This is a genomic window from Nocardiopsis flavescens (genome assembly GCF_900141985.1).
In the GTDB taxonomy this organism is placed as follows: domain Bacteria; phylum Actinomycetota; class Actinomycetes; order Streptosporangiales; family Streptosporangiaceae; genus Nocardiopsis; species Nocardiopsis flavescens.
In genome coordinates this window covers 85,890-104,099 of sequence record NZ_FQZK01000004.1, presented here as the reverse complement: position 1 = coordinate 104,099, position 18,210 = coordinate 85,890, and the positions used below count along the sequence as shown (strand labels likewise).

General features: G+C 76.4%; 14 protein-coding genes. 10 read left to right on the top strand and 4 right to left on the bottom strand.

Annotation, left to right across the window (positions count from 1 at the left end):
* Positions 1-267: 267 nt before the first annotated feature.
* From BUE45_RS09345 to aceA, 3 genes are all read right to left on the bottom strand, one after another.
* Positions 268-1,128, bottom strand: a complete 861-nt coding sequence (locus tag BUE45_RS09345; protein ID WP_084737085.1) for a CPBP family intramembrane glutamic endopeptidase — start codon at positions 1,126-1,128, stop codon at positions 268-270.
* 299 nt (positions 1,129-1,427) lie between these two features.
* Positions 1,428-1,658: a hypothetical protein gene (locus tag BUE45_RS31765; protein ID WP_073377750.1), complete on the bottom strand. Its 231-nt coding sequence runs from the start codon at positions 1,656-1,658 to the stop codon at positions 1,428-1,430.
* 277 nt (positions 1,659-1,935) lie between these two features.
* Positions 1,936-3,234, bottom strand: a complete 1,299-nt coding sequence (gene aceA / locus BUE45_RS09335; protein WP_073377748.1) for an isocitrate lyase — start codon at positions 3,232-3,234, stop codon at positions 1,936-1,938.
* Between the two features lie 220 nt (positions 3,235-3,454).
* Between aceA and BUE45_RS09330 the strand changes: the two genes are divergently transcribed.
* From BUE45_RS09330 to BUE45_RS09320, 3 genes are all read left to right on the top strand, one after another.
* Positions 3,455-4,897 carry a helix-turn-helix domain-containing protein gene (locus BUE45_RS09330; RefSeq protein WP_073377746.1) on the top strand — a complete coding sequence of 481 codons (1,443 nt, stop codon included), beginning with the start codon at positions 3,455-3,457 and terminating at the stop codon, positions 4,895-4,897.
* A 253-nt stretch (positions 4,898-5,150) separates the two neighbouring features.
* Entirely contained in the window at positions 5,151-6,380 is a 1,230-nt protein-coding gene (locus tag BUE45_RS09325) for an acyl-CoA dehydrogenase family protein (protein WP_073377744.1), read from the top strand.
* 571 nt (positions 6,381-6,951) lie between these two features.
* Positions 6,952-8,424: a hypothetical protein gene (locus BUE45_RS09320; protein ID WP_073377742.1), complete on the top strand. Its 1,473-nt coding sequence runs from the start codon at positions 6,952-6,954 to the stop codon at positions 8,422-8,424.
* Between the two features lie 43 nt (positions 8,425-8,467).
* On the opposite strand, the gene BUE45_RS09315 is transcribed toward BUE45_RS09320, so the two are convergent.
* Complete coding sequence (locus BUE45_RS09315; protein ID WP_073377740.1) at positions 8,468-9,064, bottom strand: TetR/AcrR family transcriptional regulator; 597 nt, start codon at positions 9,062-9,064, stop codon at positions 8,468-8,470.
* A 66-nt stretch (positions 9,065-9,130) separates the two neighbouring features.
* On the opposite strand from BUE45_RS09315, the gene BUE45_RS09310 reads away from it, so the two are divergent.
* The 7 genes from BUE45_RS09310 to BUE45_RS33785 all read left to right on the top strand — a co-directional run bounded on the left by BUE45_RS09310 (position 9,131) and on the right by BUE45_RS33785 (position 18,121).
* Positions 9,131-9,664 carry a hypothetical protein gene (locus BUE45_RS09310; protein WP_073377738.1) on the top strand — a complete coding sequence of 178 codons (534 nt, stop codon included), beginning with the start codon at positions 9,131-9,133 and terminating at the stop codon, positions 9,662-9,664.
* 40 nt (positions 9,665-9,704) lie between these two features.
* Positions 9,705-10,235, top strand: coding sequence for an HAD domain-containing protein (locus tag BUE45_RS09305; protein ID WP_245832930.1), 531 nt, complete (start codon positions 9,705-9,707; stop codon positions 10,233-10,235).
* A 124-nt stretch (positions 10,236-10,359) separates the two neighbouring features.
* Positions 10,360-11,142, top strand: coding sequence for a hypothetical protein (locus BUE45_RS09300; protein ID WP_073377733.1), 783 nt, complete (start codon positions 10,360-10,362; stop codon positions 11,140-11,142).
* Positions 11,143-11,343: 201 nt separating this feature from the next.
* Positions 11,344-12,033 (top strand): TetR/AcrR family transcriptional regulator, encoded by a 690-nt coding sequence (locus BUE45_RS09295; protein WP_073377731.1) that lies wholly within the window; start codon positions 11,344-11,346, stop codon positions 12,031-12,033.
* A gap of 83 nt (positions 12,034-12,116) precedes the next feature.
* On the top strand, positions 12,117-12,524 hold the full coding sequence (locus BUE45_RS09290) for a MerR family transcriptional regulator (protein ID WP_073377722.1): 408 nt from the start codon (positions 12,117-12,119) through the stop codon (positions 12,522-12,524).
* Complete coding sequence (locus BUE45_RS09285) at positions 12,524-13,492, top strand: aldo/keto reductase (RefSeq protein ID WP_073377718.1); 969 nt, start codon at positions 12,524-12,526, stop codon at positions 13,490-13,492. Before BUE45_RS09290 ends, BUE45_RS09285 begins: the two co-directional genes overlap by 1 nt.
* Positions 13,493-13,801: 309 nt before the next feature.
* Complete coding sequence (locus BUE45_RS33785) at positions 13,802-18,121, top strand: hypothetical protein (protein WP_073377714.1); 4,320 nt, start codon at positions 13,802-13,804, stop codon at positions 18,119-18,121.
* Positions 18,122-18,210 lie beyond the last annotated feature (89 nt).

The following is an 18,210-nucleotide window of genomic DNA, read 5'->3' as shown; positions in this document are numbered from 1 at the left end:
GGGCATCCAGGGGAGAACGGTCCGCTGGTGCCCCGGTCCCGGGTGGAGGGGTACCGCCCGCCCGGAGCCCGTCCCCGCGTGCCACGGAGAGCCCGCCGGGCGGGTCCCGCGGCGGGGGCGCGCACCTCGTTTCAGGCCGCGGGGAGGGCGTCCGCTCCCGGACCGGGACGCGGTCGGGGACCCCGGCCGTGCGCGCGGCGCGGGACGGCCGGGGAGGTCCCCCCGCGTCCCCGCTCCGTACCGCCGACGCAGCCGGGGCCCGGGATGCTAGGAGGGCAGCCAGTCCAGGCGGCCGATCAGGTACACCGAGCCCACGAACGCCACGATGTCGATGACGGTGTGCGCCACCACCAGCGGCATCACCCGGCCGTAGCGGTGGTAGAACCAGCCGAACACCAGCCCCATGACCAGGTTGCCGAAGAACATGCCCACGCCCTGGTACAGGTGGTAGAAGGCGCGCAGCACCGAGCTGGCCACCACCGCCTTCCACGGCGTCCAGCCCAGCTGCCCCAGCCGGTGCAGCAGGTAGCCGACGACGATGACCTCTTCCAGGATCCCGTTCTTGGCGGCCTGGAGGACGAGCACGGGGACGTCCCACCAGTTGCCCTCCAGGGCGCTGGGGGCGATGGTGACGGTCATGCCCAGCTGCCACGACACCACGTAGACGGCCAGGCCGCCCGTGCCGATCAGGGCCGCCAGCACGGCCCCCGACCCCAGGTCGAACCCGGGGCGGCGCAGGTCGAACCCGATGGTGCGCACCGACTCGGCGGAGCGGTGCAGCAGGTACCCGGCCAGCAGCACCGGGGCCAGCCCCACCGCCACCCGGTACAGCTGCCAGGACAGGTCCAGCCACGGGCGCTGGTCGGCCTGGGGGCGCACCAGGCTGGCGGTGTGCTCGGCCAGGGCCTCGGGCGCGGTGAGCACGCCCAGGAACGAGATGAGCGCCGACACCGCCGAGGCGCCCAGGGACAGCACGAGCAGGCACGCGATCTCCCAGCGCAGGGTGGTCGCGCCGGGCAGGGCGAGACCGGGGCCGGCGGCCGGTGTCGCGGGCTCCGGGGCGGTCTCGGGCGCCGGGGCGTCCCCGGCGGCGGGGGTGTCCTCGGGCGGGTGCCGGTCGGCGTGCATCTCGTCTCTCACGCAACGCAATCTACGCGCCCCGCGCACCCCCGGCGTCCGCAGGTCGGGGCGTGTGCGGCCGGGGCGGAAGCGACGCCGATCCGCCGCGCGCGGGCCCGTCGGCGGCCACCGGTCCGGTGGCGCACGCCGACCGGTGCACCGCGTGCCCGGCCCCGGACGCGCCGCCCGGTCCGGAACCGGGTCGGCCGCCGCGCGGGCCCGCGCCGGTGCCGGCCGGTGCGGGGCGCACCGGTCGGCACCGGGCATGTGCCGCTGCGGTGTGCGCTCAGCGCGCGGGGGACCGCGGGTCAGTCGTCGTCATCGTCCCCGCCGTCACCGTCACCGTCATCGCCGTCGTCATCGCCCTCGTCGTCGCCGTTGCCGCCGTCCTCCTGGCCCTGCTCGGCGTCATCGTCGTCTCCGTCGCCGAAGTCGCAGGCCGTGGCGCCCAGCGTGACGGCGCCCGCCAGCGTCAGGGCGGCCAGCAGCGCGCGCAGCGACGCCCACCACGGGCGCCGCGGGGTGTCGGGAAGTGTCACGGGTCCCTCCGCATCTCCTCCGCCGGGCCGGGTCCGGCCCGTACGGCGTTCACCCTAGGCCCGACCGCCGGGCCGCGGGGCGAACGCGGCCGTGTCCGGCCACCCGCCGGGGAACGGCGGTGGCCGCCCCCCGTGGGGGGAGCGGCCGCGGGCAGGCCGCCGGCCGTGCGCGTGTGACACGGTCGCGCACGGCCGACGGCCGGGGGCGGCGGTCGGCCCGCCCCGCCCCAGCCACGAAAGCGGGGAGGGCCGACCGCCTGGGAAGAGAAGACCAGGGTCAGTGAGCCGCTGAGAACTGGTCTTCTTCTGTGGAGCCGGTGAGAGCCGTGGTGCTGGCCTCGGGTGCGATGGTCGTGCTGATCGTGTCGAAGTAGCCGGTGCCGACCTCGCGCTGGTGGCGGGTCGCGGTGTAGCCGTCGGCCTCCGACGCGAACTCGGCCTCCTGCAGCTCGACGTACGAGGTCATCCCGTTCTGGGCGTAGCCCTTGGCCAGGTTGAACATCGAGTGGTTGAGCGAGTGGAAGCCCGCCAGGGTGATGAACTGGAACTTGTAGCCCATGTGGCCCAGCTCGCGCTGGAACTTCGCGATGGTCGCGTCGTCCAGGTGCCGCTTCCAGTTGAAGGACGGCGAGCAGTTGTAGGCCAGCATCTGGTCCGGGTACTCCGCCTTGATGCGCTCGGCGAAGTCGCGGGCGACCTCCAGGTCCGGCGTCGCGGTCTCCATCCAGAGCAGGTCGGAGTGCGGGGCGTAGGCCAGGCCGCGGGCGACGCAGGCGTCGACGCCGTTGCGGAAGCGGTAGAAGCCCTCGGCGGTGCGCTCGCCGGTGACGAAGGGCAGGTCGCGCTCGTCGACGTCGCTGGTGATCAGCGTGGCTGCCTGCGCGTCGGTGCGGGCGATGACCAGCGAGGGGACGCCGGCCACGTCGGCGGCCAGGCGCGCCGCGTTCAGCGTCTTGACGTGCTGGCCGGTGGGGATGAGGACCTTGCCGCCCAGGTGGCCGCACTTCTTCTCGGAGGCCAGCTGGTCCTCCCAGTGCACGCCCGCGGCGCCGGAGGCGATCATGCCGCGCATCAGCTCGTAGGCGTTGAGGACGCCGCCGAACCCGGCCTCGGCGTCGGCGACGATCGGGGCCAGCCAGTGCGGGGCGCTGTCGTCGCCCTCGGCCCAGGTGATCTGGTCGGCGCGCATCAGGGCGTTGTTGATGCGGCGGACGACGGCCGGGACGGAGTTGGCCGGGTAGAGGCTCTGGTCCGGGTAGGTGTTGCCCGACAGGTTGGCGTCGGCCGCGACCTGCCACCCGGAGAGGTAGATGGCCTTGAGGCCCGCGCGGACCTGCTGGACGGCCTGGTTGCCGGTGAGGGCGCCCAGGCTGTTGACGTAGTCCTCGGTGTGCAGCAGCTTCCAGAGCCGCTCGGCGCCCAGGCGGGCCAGCGTGTGCTCCTCGGCGACCGAGCCGCGCAGCTTGACCACCTGGTCGGCGGAGTAGGTGCGCTCGATCCCGGCCCACCGGGGGTCGGTCTCCCACTCCCGCTGGAGTGCCGCGCTGGCTTCCTGTCGTCGAGCACTGGTGCCCATGTGAGTTCCCGCCTTACGTGTAGTCCCCAAGGTGTTCGCACCGGTCGAGGGGAGGCCCTGCCCGGGGCCAGGGGGTGAGCCCTGGGCGGTAAGTTCCCCGCCGGTAACCATGATTCTTGGCGAAGATCCCAGTCTTTTCCACACGAAATCGGGTGAAGATCATCGTTTCTTTCCGTACCATGAACGCATGGCGTACTTTGGTGCTGAAGAAATACCGTCTTTGACAGGTGACCTAGATCTCGTCACCTTTGGCCAGCGGCTCCGTCATCTGCGCCGGGCCCGCGGCATGACCCTCTCCGACCTGGGAGAACGCGTGGGCAGGGCCCCCTCTCAGCTCTCCCTGCTGGAGAACGGCAAACGCGAGCCCAAGCTCTCCCTCCTCACGTCCCTCGCCTCCGCCCTGGGCGTCTCCGTTGAGGAGCTCCTCTCCAAGCAGCCCCCCAGCCGGCGCGCGCAGCTGGAGATCGCGGTCGAGGAGGCGCAGCGCGACCCCGTCTACCAGACCCTCAACCTGCCGCACCTCAAGGTCGGCAAGCGGGTCCCCAACGACGTGCTCGAACACATCGTGGGCCTGTACGACGAGCTCAAGCGCCGCAGCGCCAAGCCCACCGCCACCCCCGAGGAGGCCCGCCGGGCCAACGCCGACCTGCGCCGCCAGATGCGCGAGCGCGGCAACTACTTCGAGCAGATCGAGAAGGCCGCCGCCGAGACCCTCGACGCCGTCAACTACGGCGCCGGCGCGCTCTCCCAGGGCCAGATCCTCGCCATCGCCACCCACCACGGCTTCAGCCTGCGCTACGTCCAGGACCTGCCCCGCTCGGTGCGCTCCCTCACCGACCACGTCAACCGGCGCATCTACCTCAAGCGCGAGACCACCCTGGGCATGCACAGCCCGCGCACGATCCTCCTCCAGACGCTGGGCCACGTCGTGCTGGGCCACCAGCGCCCCCGGGACTTCGGCGACTTCCTGCGCCAGCGGGTGGAGGCCAACTACTTCGCGGCGGCCGTCCTCATCCCCGAGTCCACCGCGGTCACCTACCTCCAGGAGGCCAAGCACGCCCGCGACCTGTCGGTCGAGGACCTGCGCGACGTCTACTCGGTGTCCTACGAGATGGCGGCCCACCGGTTCACCAACCTGGCCTACCGCCACCTGGACCTGGTCTGCCACTTCATCCGCAACGACGAGACCGGCATCATCTACAAGGCCTACGAGAACGACGGTCTGGTCTTCCCCACCGACGAGACCGGTGCCATCGAGGGACAGCGCATGTGCCGCCAGTGGTCGGGCCGCCAGGTGTTCGCCTCGCCGGACCGGTACTCGATCTACTACCAGTACACGGACAAGCCCAACGGCACCCACTGGTGCGTGGCGCACGTCGACCCCAGCCGGGAGCGCAACTTCGCCATCACCCTGGGCGTGCCCTACAAGGAGTCGCGCTGGTTCCGCGGGCGGGAGACCACCAACCGCACCAAGTCCAACTGCCCCGGCGGCGAGTGCTGCGTGCGCCCGCCCGCGGAGATGGCCGCCCGCTGGGAGGGCAACGTGTGGCCGTCGGCCCGCGCCCACTCCCACGTGCTGTCGGCGCTGCCCTCGGGGACCTTCCCCGGCGTGGACGAGCACGACGTCTACACGTTCCTGGAGAACTACGCGCACGACGACTGACCCGGGGTCGGGACGCGGAGGGGGCGCGCCCCTCCGCGTCCCGCCGGGTTGCCCTCCGCCGGACCGCGGCCGGTGCGCCGTCGTCCCGCCGGGGCCCCGCCCCCGGCTTCGCGTGTCCTTCCCGCGCCCTCCCCCTCCGGTCCCCCCGTGGCCGGGGTCGGCGATTGTGTCCGCCCTCTCGTGGTGTTACCGTTGGTAACACGATCTGATCTCCCCCTCCTCCCCCGGAGGGTCCGACAAAGGATGTAAGCGCATGAGTGAGGCCACCGCGCCCGCCTTCAGCCTGGAACCGAGCGAGGACATCCGCGAGGTCCGGGACTGGGTCCACGGGTTCGCCGCCGACGTCATCCGCCCCGCCGCCGCCGAGTGGGACGAGCGGGAGGAGACCCCCTGGCCGATCATCCAGGAGGCCGCCAAGATCGGCCTGTACTCGCTCGACTTCTTCGCCAACCAGTGGCTGGAGCCCAGCGGACTGGGCATCCCGGTCGCCTTCGAGGAGCTCTTCTGGGGCGACCCCGGCATCGCGCTGGCCATCACCGGCACCGGCCTGGCCGCCGTCTCCGTCGCCGCCAACGGAACCCAGGAGCAGGTCTTCGAGTGGACGCCGCAGATGTTCGGCACCGCCGACGACATCCGGCTCGCCGCGTTCTGCTCCTCCGAGCCCGACGCGGGCAGCGACGTGTCCGCCATCCGGACCCGCGCCGTGTACGACGCGGCCAAGGACGAGTGGGTGCTCAACGGCACCAAGACCTGGGCCACCAACGGCGGCATCGCCGACGTCCACGTCGTCGTCGCCTCCGTGGACCCCGAACTCGGCTCGCGCGGCCAGGCCACCTTCATCGTCCCCCCGCACACCCCGGGCCTCTCCCAGGGCCAGAAGTTCGCCAAGCACGGCATCCGCGCCTCCCACACCGCCGAGGTCGTCCTGGACGACGTGCGCGTCCCCGGCGCGTGCCTGCTGGGCGGCAAGGAGAAGCTCGACGAGCGCCTCGCCCGCGCCCGCGAGGGGCGGCGCTCCAAGGGGCAGGCCGCCATGAAGACCTTCGAGGCCTCCCGGCCCACCGTCGGCGCCATGGCCGTGGGCTGCGCCCGCGCCGCCTACGAGTACGCCCTGGAGTACTCCACCCAGAGGGAGCAGTTCGGCAGGCCCATCGGCGAGAACCAGGGTGTGGCCTTCCTCCTCGCCGAGATGGCCACCCGCATCGACGCCGCCCGCCTGCTGGTGTGGCGCGCCGCGTGGATGGCCCGCAACGGCAAGGACTTCGACAGCGCGCAGGGCTCCATGAGCAAGCTCTACGCCAGCGAGACCGCGACCTTCGTGACCCAGAACGCCGTGCGCATCCTCGGCGGGAACGGCTACACGAGGGACTACCCCGTGGAGCGCTGGCACCGCGACGCCACCATCTTCACCATCTTCGAGGGCGCCAGCGAGATCCAGAAGCTCATCATCGGCCGCACCATCACCGGGCTCCCCGTGCGCTGACGCTCCTCCGGGGGCGGCGCCGCCCCCGGGCGCGTGCGGCGCGCCGCGGACGGCCCGCCGGCCGTCCGCGGCCCGGTAGCGGTAGCGGGGGAAGGGGCCGCACGGCTCCGGACCGCGCCGCACGCGCACCCCCATGAACCGGCCCGGCGGGGCGCTCCGACGGGGACCCGTGGTCCCCGGCCCCGCCGGGTCCGCCGGACCGCGGGGCGGATGCGGCGGGTTTCCCCGTCGCCGCACCCGCCCCGCGACCGGTCCTCCCGTCCCGAGACCCGGTGTTCCCGCCGGGCCCTGCGACCGCGGTGCTCCTGCCGGGCCCTGGGCCCCGGCCCGCCGGGAACGCGCGGCCCGGAGGCTGTACGGCACGGCGAACGCCCGGCGCGGCGGGGCCCGCCACCGAAGCCCGGCCCCCGGAGCCGTCCACGGCCCCCGCCCGCCCGGGGGCCCGCGGACGGCGCGCCGCCGCCCCGGCGCGGGGGCGGCCGGCCCTCCCCGGCCCACTGTTACCGCGGTCTCCCCGCGCGGGCCGTCCTCCGCTTCGTGCCGACGCCCCGGATGTGCCAGGATTCCGGGTATGCCCGGCACCGCACCCCCCGCCGACCCGCGCCCGCCGTCCGCTCTGGCCGTTCTGAGCGCACTCCTGGACCGCTCCCTCGTCCAGATGGAGGACGCCACCGCCGACGCCCGGTTCTACGACCGGGAGGCCGTCCGCGGCACCGCCGACGTCTGGGACAACAACACGCGTGCCCTCTTCGTCTCCGCGCTGGGCCGCACCCGCCGAGCCAGGGACAGACGCGCCCGCCGGGCCCTGCGGTGGATGGCCGACCTCGGTCCGGCGCGCCGCTCCTGGATGGCGGCGAGCGCGGCCGAGGCCGGGTACGACGTGGAGCCGCTGCTCCGGCCCGCACGGGAGGCCGCCGGCGGCCCCCGCCCGACGGTCGTCCCGGTGACCGGCGGCGTCGCCGACGACCTGGCCGCCGGCCACCGCCTGGACGCGGCCACGGTCAGCACCCTGTCGGTGGAGCGGCGCGGCACCCGGCTGACCGCCCGGGTCTCGCTCACGGCCGAGCGCACCCGCACCGGGCCCGCGGGGGACCCGGCCGGCCCGGATGAGGGGGACCGGGCGGTCGAACTCGTGGTGCACCTGCCCGAGGTGGAGGAGGTCCGCTTCGACACGCGCACCGCCCCCGGCGCCCGCTTCGCCTGCGACCACTCCGGTGTCGCGGTGTCCTTCGGCGACGGCCTGCTGCGCGGTCCCGCCGCCACCCTCCAGGTGTGCACCGCCGAGGGACTGCCGCTGTTCCTGACGTCCGCGGAGCCGCCGCGGGCCGCCCGCCGGCGGGGGCGCGGCGCCGTCCCCGTCGGCGGGGAGGTCGGCGGGCCCGCGGCCCGGGCCGTCTGCCACCTGCTGATCTGGACCATGGTCAGGATCCGCTCGTCCGGCTGGAGCCCGGCCCCGATCGGGGTCTCGGTCTCCGCCCTGTGCCGCTCCCTGTCCGGAGCGGGGACGGAGATCGCCGCCGCCGCGGCGCACGCCACCCGGGGCCGGCGCGAACGCGCCTTCCGGGAGCTGGCGCTGGCCTGGGTCCGCCGCGGCGGCGCCGAGACGGCCGAGCACTTCGACCGGGTCCTGGACCGCGTGTCCCGCGCCTCCGGGGCCGAGGAGCTGGTGGAGGCGCGGCGGCTCGCCCGCGAACTGCGCGGGGACGAGGGGGGTCCGGCGCAACGGGCCGCCCCGGACGGGGAGATCGCCCACGCGCCCTCCGCCGCCGCGCTGCGCCTGTTCTCCTACACCGCCGACCGCCCCTCGCACGGGGGCGCACCGCCCGCCGGCGTCACCCTCCACCTGGCCGCCCCCGCGGACCTGGCCGACCCCGGCGCCCCCTGGGGGCTGCGCATCCTCCGCGCCCGCACGCCCGACCGCGTCCGGGTGTCCACCCCGGCGTTCCACGGCACCCTGCGCCCCCGCACCATCGACGACCACGACGGCAACGCGACCCTGATCGCGGCGGACGGCGCCCTGGAGGTCCGCGGCGACTGGTCCTGAGGGACCCCGCCCGGCGCCGCCCCCCGCGCCCCGTGCCCCGCGCTCAGGGCCGGGGCGCCAGCAGCCGGTACGCCGCGTCCGCGGCGGCCTCCTCCGCCCGGGCCGGGACGGTGCCGCCGTCGGCCAGGTACCGGCGCACCAGCGCCAGGGGCAGGTCGGCCACCGCCGTCCTCACCCGCTCCAGCGCGGGCCCGGCGCCCTCCCCCGGGGCGCGCAGCCGCTCGGCCGCCCCCGCCAGCGCCGCTCCCAGCCGGGCGTTGCCCCGGTCCCGCCGCACGCGCTCGGCGGCCGGCCACCGCGGCGCCTCGAAATCCGCGTCGGAGTACAGCAGGACCCGCGCCCGGTCCGGGGACCCCCGGCTCCACGACAGCACGTGCCGGGCCGCGCCGACCGCCGCCTCCAGCGGATCCTCCGCGGCCAGGGCCTCGTGCACCCCCTCCTGGAAGTCGGCCAGCGCGTCCAGCCGGACCGCCGCCAGCAGCGCCGGGCGCCCCGGGAACCGGTGGTACACCGAGCCGCTCGGCGCCCCCGCCTCCCTGGCCACGGCCGCCATGGTGACCGCCCCGGGCCCCGCGCGGGCCGCCAGTGCGGTGGCGGCGGCCACGAGGACGCCGGAGTCGAAGCGTGCGGGTCTTCCCATGGGGGCGACTGTATGCTCCACTGGGTTTTAGAGAGAACCCTCCAATACGATCGGAGCGTCGACCGAATGCGCGTCCGCAACCTGCACCTGCGCCACCTGCCGGTGCCGCCCGACCGGGCCGGGGCCCTGATCGACGGGCTCGCCTCGCCCGACGACGCCCTCTGGCCCGCCGACCGCTGGCCCGCCATGCGGCTGGACCGGCCCCTGGCGGTCGGCGCCGCGGGCGGGCACGGACCCGTCCGCTACACGGTCGCCGCGTACACCCCCGGGCACGGCGTGCGCTTCCGCTTCCGGGCCCCGCGGGGGTTCGACGGGTTCCACGAGTTCACCGCCGGCCCCGCCGACGGCGGCGGAGCCGTGCTGCGCCACCTGCTGGCCATCCGGGCGCACGGCCCGGCCCTGCTCACCTGGCCGCTGGTGTTCCGGCCCCTGCACGACGCCCTCCTGGAGGACTGCCTGGACCGCGCCGAGCACGCCCTCACCGGCACCGTCCGCGCCCCCGCGCGCTGGAGCCCGTACGTCCGCCTGCTGCGCGCCGCCGCCGTCCGCGGACGGCGGCGGCGGGACGAAGCCCTGGGAACGGGGCCGGTCCGTCCCTAGGATGGGCGGCGGTGCGCCATCCACCCCCTACAGGAGACCCGTGTCCCCACCCCTGCTCTTCCTCGACGTCGACGGCCCCCTCAACCCGTTCCGTGCCCCGAACGGGAACCGCCCCGACGGGTACACCACCCACCGCCTCCGCCCCGACGGCTGGGGCGACGCGCCCAAGCCGCTGCGGGTGTGGCTCCGGCCCGACCACGGCGAGAGCCTGCTCGCCCTGCCCTACACCCTGGTGTGGGCCACCACCTGGGAGCACGACGCCAACACGATGATCGGCCCCGTCGTGGGCCTGCCCGAGCTCCCGGTGGTGGAGCTGCCGCACTGGTCCAGCACCGAGGACGGGCTCTGCTTCAAGACCGCAGCCCTGGTCGAGTACGCCGCGGGACGGCCCTTCGCCTGGGTGGACGACATGATCACCGACCGGGACGTCGACTGGGTGCGCCGCCGCCACCCCGCCCCGTCGCTGCTCTACCGGATCGACCCCCGCGTCGGGCTGCTCGACACCGACTTCCGCAGCCTGGGGGACTGGCCCGCCACCCTGCCGGCCGACGCCCTGCGCGAAGGCGACTGACCGGGGCCGCCGGTGCCCGGCCCCGGCCTCCACGCGGGAGCGGGACACCCGCGGCGCGCCGACCTGCCCCCGGCCCCGGCGGCCCGGGGCGGGCCGGCGCAGGCCCGGCCCCTACCCTGGGGCCATGCACGCCACCCCGGGCAACGACGCCCCCTCCCTGACCGTCCCCGCCACCCGCAACGGCCCCGACGGCTCCGGCAACGGCGGTTACACCGCCGGCCTCCTGGCCTCCCGCCTCACCGCCGTCGGAGGCCCGGCCGTGCAGGTCACCCTGCGCGTCCCGCCGCCCCTGGGCCGTCCGCTCACCGTGGAAGGGGGAGCCGGGGAGCCCCTGCGGCTCGTGGACCCCTCGGCCGCCGACGCCGCGGCCCGCCTCGTCGCCGAGGCCGAGGAGGTCGCCGTCCCCGCCGCGCCCGCGGTCCCCGGAGCCCCGGTCGGCCCCGAGCAGGCCCGGGACGCCGAGCGCCGCTTCGCCGGCCTGGAGGCGCACCCCTTCCCGCGCTGCTACAGCTGCGGGCCCGAGCGCGCGCAGGGCGAGGGCCTGCGCCTGTTCGCCGGGCGGGTCCGCGCGGGCGGCGGCCCCGACGGGGCCGGCAACACCGTCGCCTGCACCTGGACCCCGCACCCCGGCCTGGACGAGGGCGCGGGCACCGTCGGCGCCCCCGACCTGTGGGCCGCGCTGGACTGCCCCGGCGGCTGGTCCAGCGACGTCGTCGGCCGCCCCGCCGTCCTGGGCCGCATCACCGTCCAGGCCCTGCGCGCGCCCCGGATCGGCGAGACACACGTCGTCGCCGGGTACCTGGAGTCCGTCGAGGGTCGCAAGATCCGCACCGGCAGCGCCCTGTACGACGCCGACGGCGACGTCCTCGCCCGGGCGTGGGCCACCTGGATCGCCCTGCGCACCTGACCCGTCCGCACCTGACCCGGGCGGAGCGGGCCCGGGCGGTCCAGGGCGGCGGGGACCGCCCGCCCCCCGGCGGGCCCCGCCGCCCCGGCCGCCCCGCCGCCCCGGCCGCCCCGCCTCCGGGACCGGGGCCCGACCGCCCCGGACCGGTCCCGTCCCCGGGCGGGGCGCCCGACCGCCCCGCAACCCCTAAAGTGGGACGTTGTGGCCAACGAAGACCTGCGGCGGACCCCCGTGACCGACCGCGACGACGCCCCCGCCGCGGCGGGTACCCCGCCCGCGCCCCGCGGACGCGGCGGCCGGGGGAGCGGCCGGGGACGCGACCCCGAGCGCCGCCGCGCCATCCTCGACGCCGCGGACCGGGTCATTCAGCGCGACGGCCCCGACGCCTCCATGCTCGCCATCGCCGCCGAGGCCGGGATCAGCAAGCCCATCCTCTACCGGCACTTCGGCGACAAGGGCGGCCTGTACCGCGCCCTGGCCGCCCGCCACGTCGACCCGCTCATCGAGCGCATCCGCGACGAGCTGCACCGGGGCACCGCGTTCGAGGTGCGCGCCCGCGCCACGGTCGGCGCCTACCTGTCGATGATCTCCCAGAACCTCAACCTCTACCGCTTCCTCATGGACCGGGCCACCTCCGAGGACCAGCGCACCCGAAGCGACCTCGGCATGATGGTGCGCCGCATGGGCGAGGAGCTGGCCGAGCTGATGGTCGGCGAGGGACGCATCGGCGACCGCCTGCTCGCCCAGATCACCGCGCACGCCGTCGTCGGCATGGTCCAGGCGGCGGGGGAGTGGTGGCTGGAGCACCCCGAGGTCGGCGAGGAGGAGATCATCGACAACCTCACCGCCGCGGTGGTCGGCGCCGTCCAGGGCAGCAGCGGCCTGCGCTGACACCGCCGCCGGGGCGCCCGCGCGGACGGTCCCGCCCCGGGCCCCCTTGACCTGGAGCGCACTCCAGGTCCCATGCTCTTCCCATGGAGGACTACTACACCCCCGGTGAGATCGCCGAGCGCTTCGACCTCACCCTCGACACGCTGCGCTACTACGAGAAGGCGGGCCTGCTGCGCCGGGTGGACCGCGCGCCCAGCGGCCACCGCCGCTACCGCACCGACGACGTCGAGCTCCTTCACCTCATCCGCTGCCTGCGCGACACCGACATGCCCATTGCGCGCCTGCGCGCCTTCGCCGAGCTCGTCCGCTCCGGTGACCACACCATCCCCGAGCGCCTGGACGTGCTCCAGGAGCACAAGAACCGCCTCGACGCCCGCATCGCCGAACTCGTCGAGCGCCAGGGCGCCATCGAGCACAAGATCGACTACTACCTCGGCGTCCTCTCCGAGCGCGCCGCCGGGACCGCCCACACCCTCAAGGACGGAAGCTGATGCGCCACACCGAGATCGGCGGCCGCAAGGTCAGCGCCCTGTGCCTGGGCGCCATGAAGTTCGGCAGCCAGACCGACGACGCCGCCTCCACCGCCCTGCTGGACCGCTTCCTGCGGGCGGGCGGGACCTTCGTCGACACCGCCGACTGCTACCAGTACTGGGTCGACGGCTTCGAGGGCCACGAGAGCGAGGCCTTCCTGGGCCGCTGGCGGCGCGGGCAGGGCATCACCGACGAGGTCGTCATCGCCACCAAGATCGGTGCCCAGCCCACCGTCCCCGGCGGCGGCCCCGAGGCCTGGGAGGGGCTGTCCGCGCAGGTCGTCGCCTCGGCCGCCGAACGCAGCCGCCGACGCCTGGGCGTGGACCGGATCGACCTGCTCTACACGCACAAGGAGGACCGCGCCACCCCGGTCGAGGAGACCATGGCGGCCCTGGCCCGGCTGGTCGACGCGGGCGAGGTCTCCCAGCTGGGCATGAGCAACCACCGCACCTGGCGCCTGGAGCGCGCCCGGGCCGCCCTCCAGGGCCACGGCCACCGCGCCACCGTGCTCCAGTACCGCTACAGCTACCTCCAGCCCCGCCACGAGACGCGGCTGGAGTCCGACGGGTTCACGCACGTCACCCCCGAACTCCTCGACTACGTCGGCGCGGAGAACGCCGCCGGGCGCGACCTCGCCCTGGTCGCGTACACCTCGCTGCTCGGCGGCGCCTACGCCCGGCCCGAGCGCGCCGCCGCGCTCGGCCCCGCCTACGACCACCCCGGCAACCGCAACCGGCTGGCCGCGCTCGACGAGGTCGCCCGGACGGCGGGCGCCACCCGCAACCAGGTGGTGCTGTCCTGGCTCATCGGCGGCGGGATCATCCCCGTGGTCGGGGTGGGCGACGCGGCGCAGCTCGACGAGGCGGTGGAGGCGACCGACCTGGAGCTGGACGCGGAGCAGCGGAGGATCCTCGACGAGGCCCACTGAGCGGCCCCGGCGCCCGGCGGGCCGTGCGCCCCCGCCGGGCCCGGAGCCCGGCGCGCCGGAGCGGCCGGAAGCGGACACCTGCGGGCCCCGCCCGCCGCCGCCGGACCGCGTCGCACACGGGTCCGGCCAGGTGAAAGGCGCCGTCCGGGGGCGGGCGGGGTCCCCCGAGACGGGTGTGGTCCATGGGAAACCCAGGACACACGTCGTGCACATGTTCGTGAACACGGTTTTTACCGAGCTTTGACCGGATACCTTCCCTAGAGGCGGCGGCCGGATCCCGCCGCCCAGGCGACCGCGGGGGAGGGGCACTTGCCCGAGAGCACGTACCACCAGATCCACTTCGCCTGGGCGGACCCCACCCTGCTGGGGCGGACCGGCCCCGGGCCCGCGTCGGCCTCCTTCGGCGAGGACGAGCGCCTTACCCTGCGCGCCTGGCGCAACCGGCTCCAGCCCGCCCTCACCGTCGACTACCGGGTCTGCCTTCCCGACCCGGCCGACCACCCCGAGACCCTGTGGGTGCGCTCCTACGACGACGGGCAGGCCGCCCTCGTCTACCGCTGGCCGGGCGAACTGGAGACCGCCCACGCCTGGGCCATCGTCGGCCCCGCCGACGGGCTCACCCTGCCGCGCGTGCTGAGCCTGCACGAGAACCCCAACACCCGGCCGCACCGCACCCGCCCGCCCCGCGCGGGGTGGGGGGCGATGCCGGCCCTGGACGCCCCCGAACCCTGGGAGCGGTCGGCGGCCCCGGGCGCGGTGCGCGCCCGCGACCGCCGCGCGGCCGACCTCACCGCCCCGGGCGGCGAGGAACTCCTGGCACTGGGCGTCGCGGCGGCGCTGGAGCGCCCCGACCTGCCGGTGCGGGTGTTCCTGGCACCGGACCGGGCGGACCTGTGGAACGCGGTGCAGCTGCGGTTCCTGTGGGGGATGCACCGGAGCCTGTACGAGGTGCTGAGCCCGCGCGGGACGACACCCGCGCCGGGCTGGGACTGGTCGCTGTCCACCTACGACCCGGTGCTGGGGGAGAGCGGCCAGCACATCGTCTTCGGGCCGCCCGCGCAGACGCCGGGGCCGCTGCTGCGGATGCCCGGAACGGAGTTCCGGACGGTGGCCGAGCGCCTGGTGGGCGTGCTGCGCGACGAGGGCGGCGACGCGCTCGTCGCGCACCTGGCGGAACGGGGAGTCCCCGACGCACCGACGTTCGGTGAGCGCCGCGACCTCCTCGCCGACTGGCTGGACCCGTCCCCGGCGGGACCGCGCGCGCGGTCGGTGCCGGGCGCGGGCGCCGAGGACGCGTGGCCGCCCGCGGACGGGGGAGGGGACGGGGTCGCGGAGGCCGGGCCCGGAGCCGACGCGGGGACCGACCCGGGGACCGCGGAGGCGGTACCGGAGCGTTCACCGGGGCCGGAGCCGGAGTCCGACGGCCCCCGGTGGCCGGGCGGCTCCGGGCCCCGCGCCCGCACCGGCACCGCCGAGGGGGCGTCGCGCACACGTCCGTTCCTCACCGGAGGCGGGAGCCTCCCCGCCGGGGAGCACGGGGGCGGCGAGGGCGTCCCGGCCGGGGCGGGGGAGCCGGCCGCCTCGGCGGCCTCCGCGGCGGGCCCCGAGAGCGCCGACGCCACCGGGGGGCCCGCCGGTGGCGGGCTGGAGGGCGCGGCCGATCCCGAGCCCGTCGCGGGCGGCGCGGACGCGTCCGGCGGCTCCGCCGGAGGCGTCGATGCCACCGCTCGGCCGGCTGATCCCGAGGCCTCGCCCGATCCCCTCCGCCCCGAAGAGGTGGCACACCCCGTGGACGCCCAGAACGCCCAGGACACCGGAGACGACCTGCCCGAAGCCGAGCCCCTGCCCGGGATCGGCGCCGGTGGCCCCGTCGGCCGCTTCCGTCCCGGTGGTGCGGGGGCCGGTGCCCACGCCGAGGGCGGGGCGCCCTCCTTCGGGATGGTCGTCCCCGGTGAACCCACCGGTACCGAGGACGACGACCTGCCGGAGACCGAGCCGCTCCCGGGGGCCGGGTTCCGTTCCGGTGGTGGGGATGCCGAGGAGACGTCGGAGGGTGGGTCGTCCCCCGCGGGGAGGACCGTCCCCGGTGGTCCCGGTGGTCCCGGTGGTGCCGTGGGCGACGACCTGCCCGGCGCCGGGCCGCTTCCCCGGGGCGGGTCCCGTGCCGACGGGCGTACGGACGGCTTCCGTTCCGACGCTGCGGGAGGCGATGCTCTCGCTGAGGCCGGGCCACCTTCTCCCGGAAGGCCCGTCCCCGGTGGTGCCGGGGGCGACGACCGGCCCGGCGCAGAGCCGCTTCCCGCGGACGTGTCCGGGACGGGCGGCCGTACCGGGAGCCTTCACCGTGGCGCTGGTGCGGGGACCGGCGGCCTGTCGGAGGGTGAACCCCCTTCCGGGAGGGCGACCGGTCCCGTAAATCCCACCGGTCACCCCCGTCCCACCGGTGCCGAGGACGACGACCTGCCGGAGGCCGAGCCGCTCCCGGGGGCCGAGGCCGACGGCGCCCGCCGATCCGGGCCCGCCGGTCTCGGCGACGCCCGGAACACCGGCTTGCCCGAAGCGGAGCCGCCTTCCGCGGTCGCGACCCACCCCGCGCACCCCGCCGGTGCCGCGCACGACGGTCGGCCGGAGGACCAGCCGGAGGTGCGCTCCCTCCCCGGGGGCATCGGAGACCCCGCACGCTCCACCGATCCCGCCGGTCACACGCGCTCCGCGGACTCCGGTGGCGGCGCGTCCGCCTCCGGCCGCACCGATGTCCTGTCCCCCGGCGGGACCCGACCCGCCGAGGACGACCTCCCCGACGCCGAGCCCCTTCCGGGGACCGGTGCCGACACCGGCCACCACCCCGGTTCCACCGGCCGCCCCCGCCCCGGGAGCACCGAGGATCCCACCGGCCCCTCTCAGCCCATGTCATCCGGGGGGACGGGGCTACCGCTGCCGCCCGTTCACCACCCCGGTTCCGGGAGCGGCGTCCGCCCCTCTGCCACCGCAGAGGACGGTCCGCCCGAGCCCCCGCCGTTCCGCGGCGGCTCCACCGATCCCGCGCAGCGCGCGGACCACCCCCGCCCCGCGGGCATCCCCCTGCCGCCCGCCCCCGCGCCGCCGCCCCCCGGTACCGAAGGGACGACCGGGCCCGTCCGCCCGCCCTTCCCCGTGGAAGCCGACGACTCCGGCGACGACCTGCCCGAGGCCGAAGCCCTCCCCGGCGACACCGGCGGCTCCTCCGCCCCGCCGCCCTCCCCGTTCCGGAGCGCCACCCGCGCCAGGGACCTCTCCGACGACCTCCCTGCCCGGGCCTGGGCGTCCCGGGAGGCCGCCGCCGAAGCCGCCGCGGCCTTGCCCGAGATCGATCCCCCGGGCACCGACGAGACCGGACCCCAGGCCCCTCCCGGCCCCGCGGTCCCCATCGGCCGGACGTCCGTGGAACCCGCGGACACCGACTCCGCGCCCGCCCCGGCGGACACCGGCGAACCCCTGTGGCCGCGCTCCCCCTCCGCGCCCACCCCCGCCCCCACCCCCGCCTCCGCGGACCCGGACGAGGCGCTGTGGCCGTCCGCCGCGTCCGCCGTCGGCCCCGGACCCGCGCCCGAGGGGGACGACGCGTCCGACCCGCACCGCCCCCGCCTCGCCCCGCCGCGCACCGAAACGGATCCCGGCCCCGGTCCCGATTCCCCCCTCCCCGCCTCGCCCCGGCCCCGGGACGACCGGCCCCCGCGCATCTTCGACGCCCCCGAGCCCCACGAATCCCGCCGACCCCGGATCGCCCCCGCCACCGCGGACCCCGAACCCCCGGAGGAGGCGGTGTCCGCCGACACACCCCGGCGTTCGCCCTCGCCCATCCGCACCGGCCTCTTCCGCAAGCGGGGCGGCCGGCGCGACACCCCGGCCGCCGGCACCGCGGCGGCCGACGCCCCGCGCGAGCCCGAACCGGAGGCGTCGCGCGCCGACGGCCGGGTCCGCGCGCTCGCCGAGGGGGCCTTCGGAGGCCGCCCGATGCGCTCGACGCCGGAACCGCCCGGCCCGGACGAGTACCAGTCCGCTCCGGAGCGCACCCCGGACGAGGCCCCGCCCCTCTTCCCGCACCCCGAACCCGCGGAGCCCGGGGCCGGCGACCGGTCCCCGGCCGACGCCTTCGGAGACGGGACCCGCACGGAGGCGATCCCCGCCCCCGACTACGCCACCGAGACCGTTCCCGAGCGCGCCGACCACGTCGCCCCCGGCGACAACTGGCCCACCCAGTACGCCGACCTCCCCCTCGCCCGCCTGGAGCGGTGGCTCACCAAGTACGGCCCCGAGGAGGCGCGCGTCGACCTCGTCGACGCCCGCGCCGCGGTCCGGGCCGAACGCTCCGAGCTCCAGCGCGTGCGCGACGAGCGCGACCACTACCACGGCGAACTCCAGGACTCCCGACGCGAGGTCGCCCGCCTGGACCGCTCCTGGCTCGACCGCGAGGACGACGACGAACCGCTCTCCGTCGAGGCGCCGCGGCGCCGGTGGCCCTCCCGCGTGCTGGTGGTGCTGCTCCTCTTCGCGTTCCTCGTCACGGGCCTGGAGGCCGGCGCCCGCTTCGGGACCGGCGCTCTCGACCTCCTCGGCACACTCACCGGCGCCCCCTGGTGGCCGCTGTGACCGGCTCTCCCGGCTCCGCGACCCCTGCGCCCGCACGGAGCCGGCGGCGTGTGACCTTCCACGGCTTTCCCCGGTCGCGTCCGGCGGCG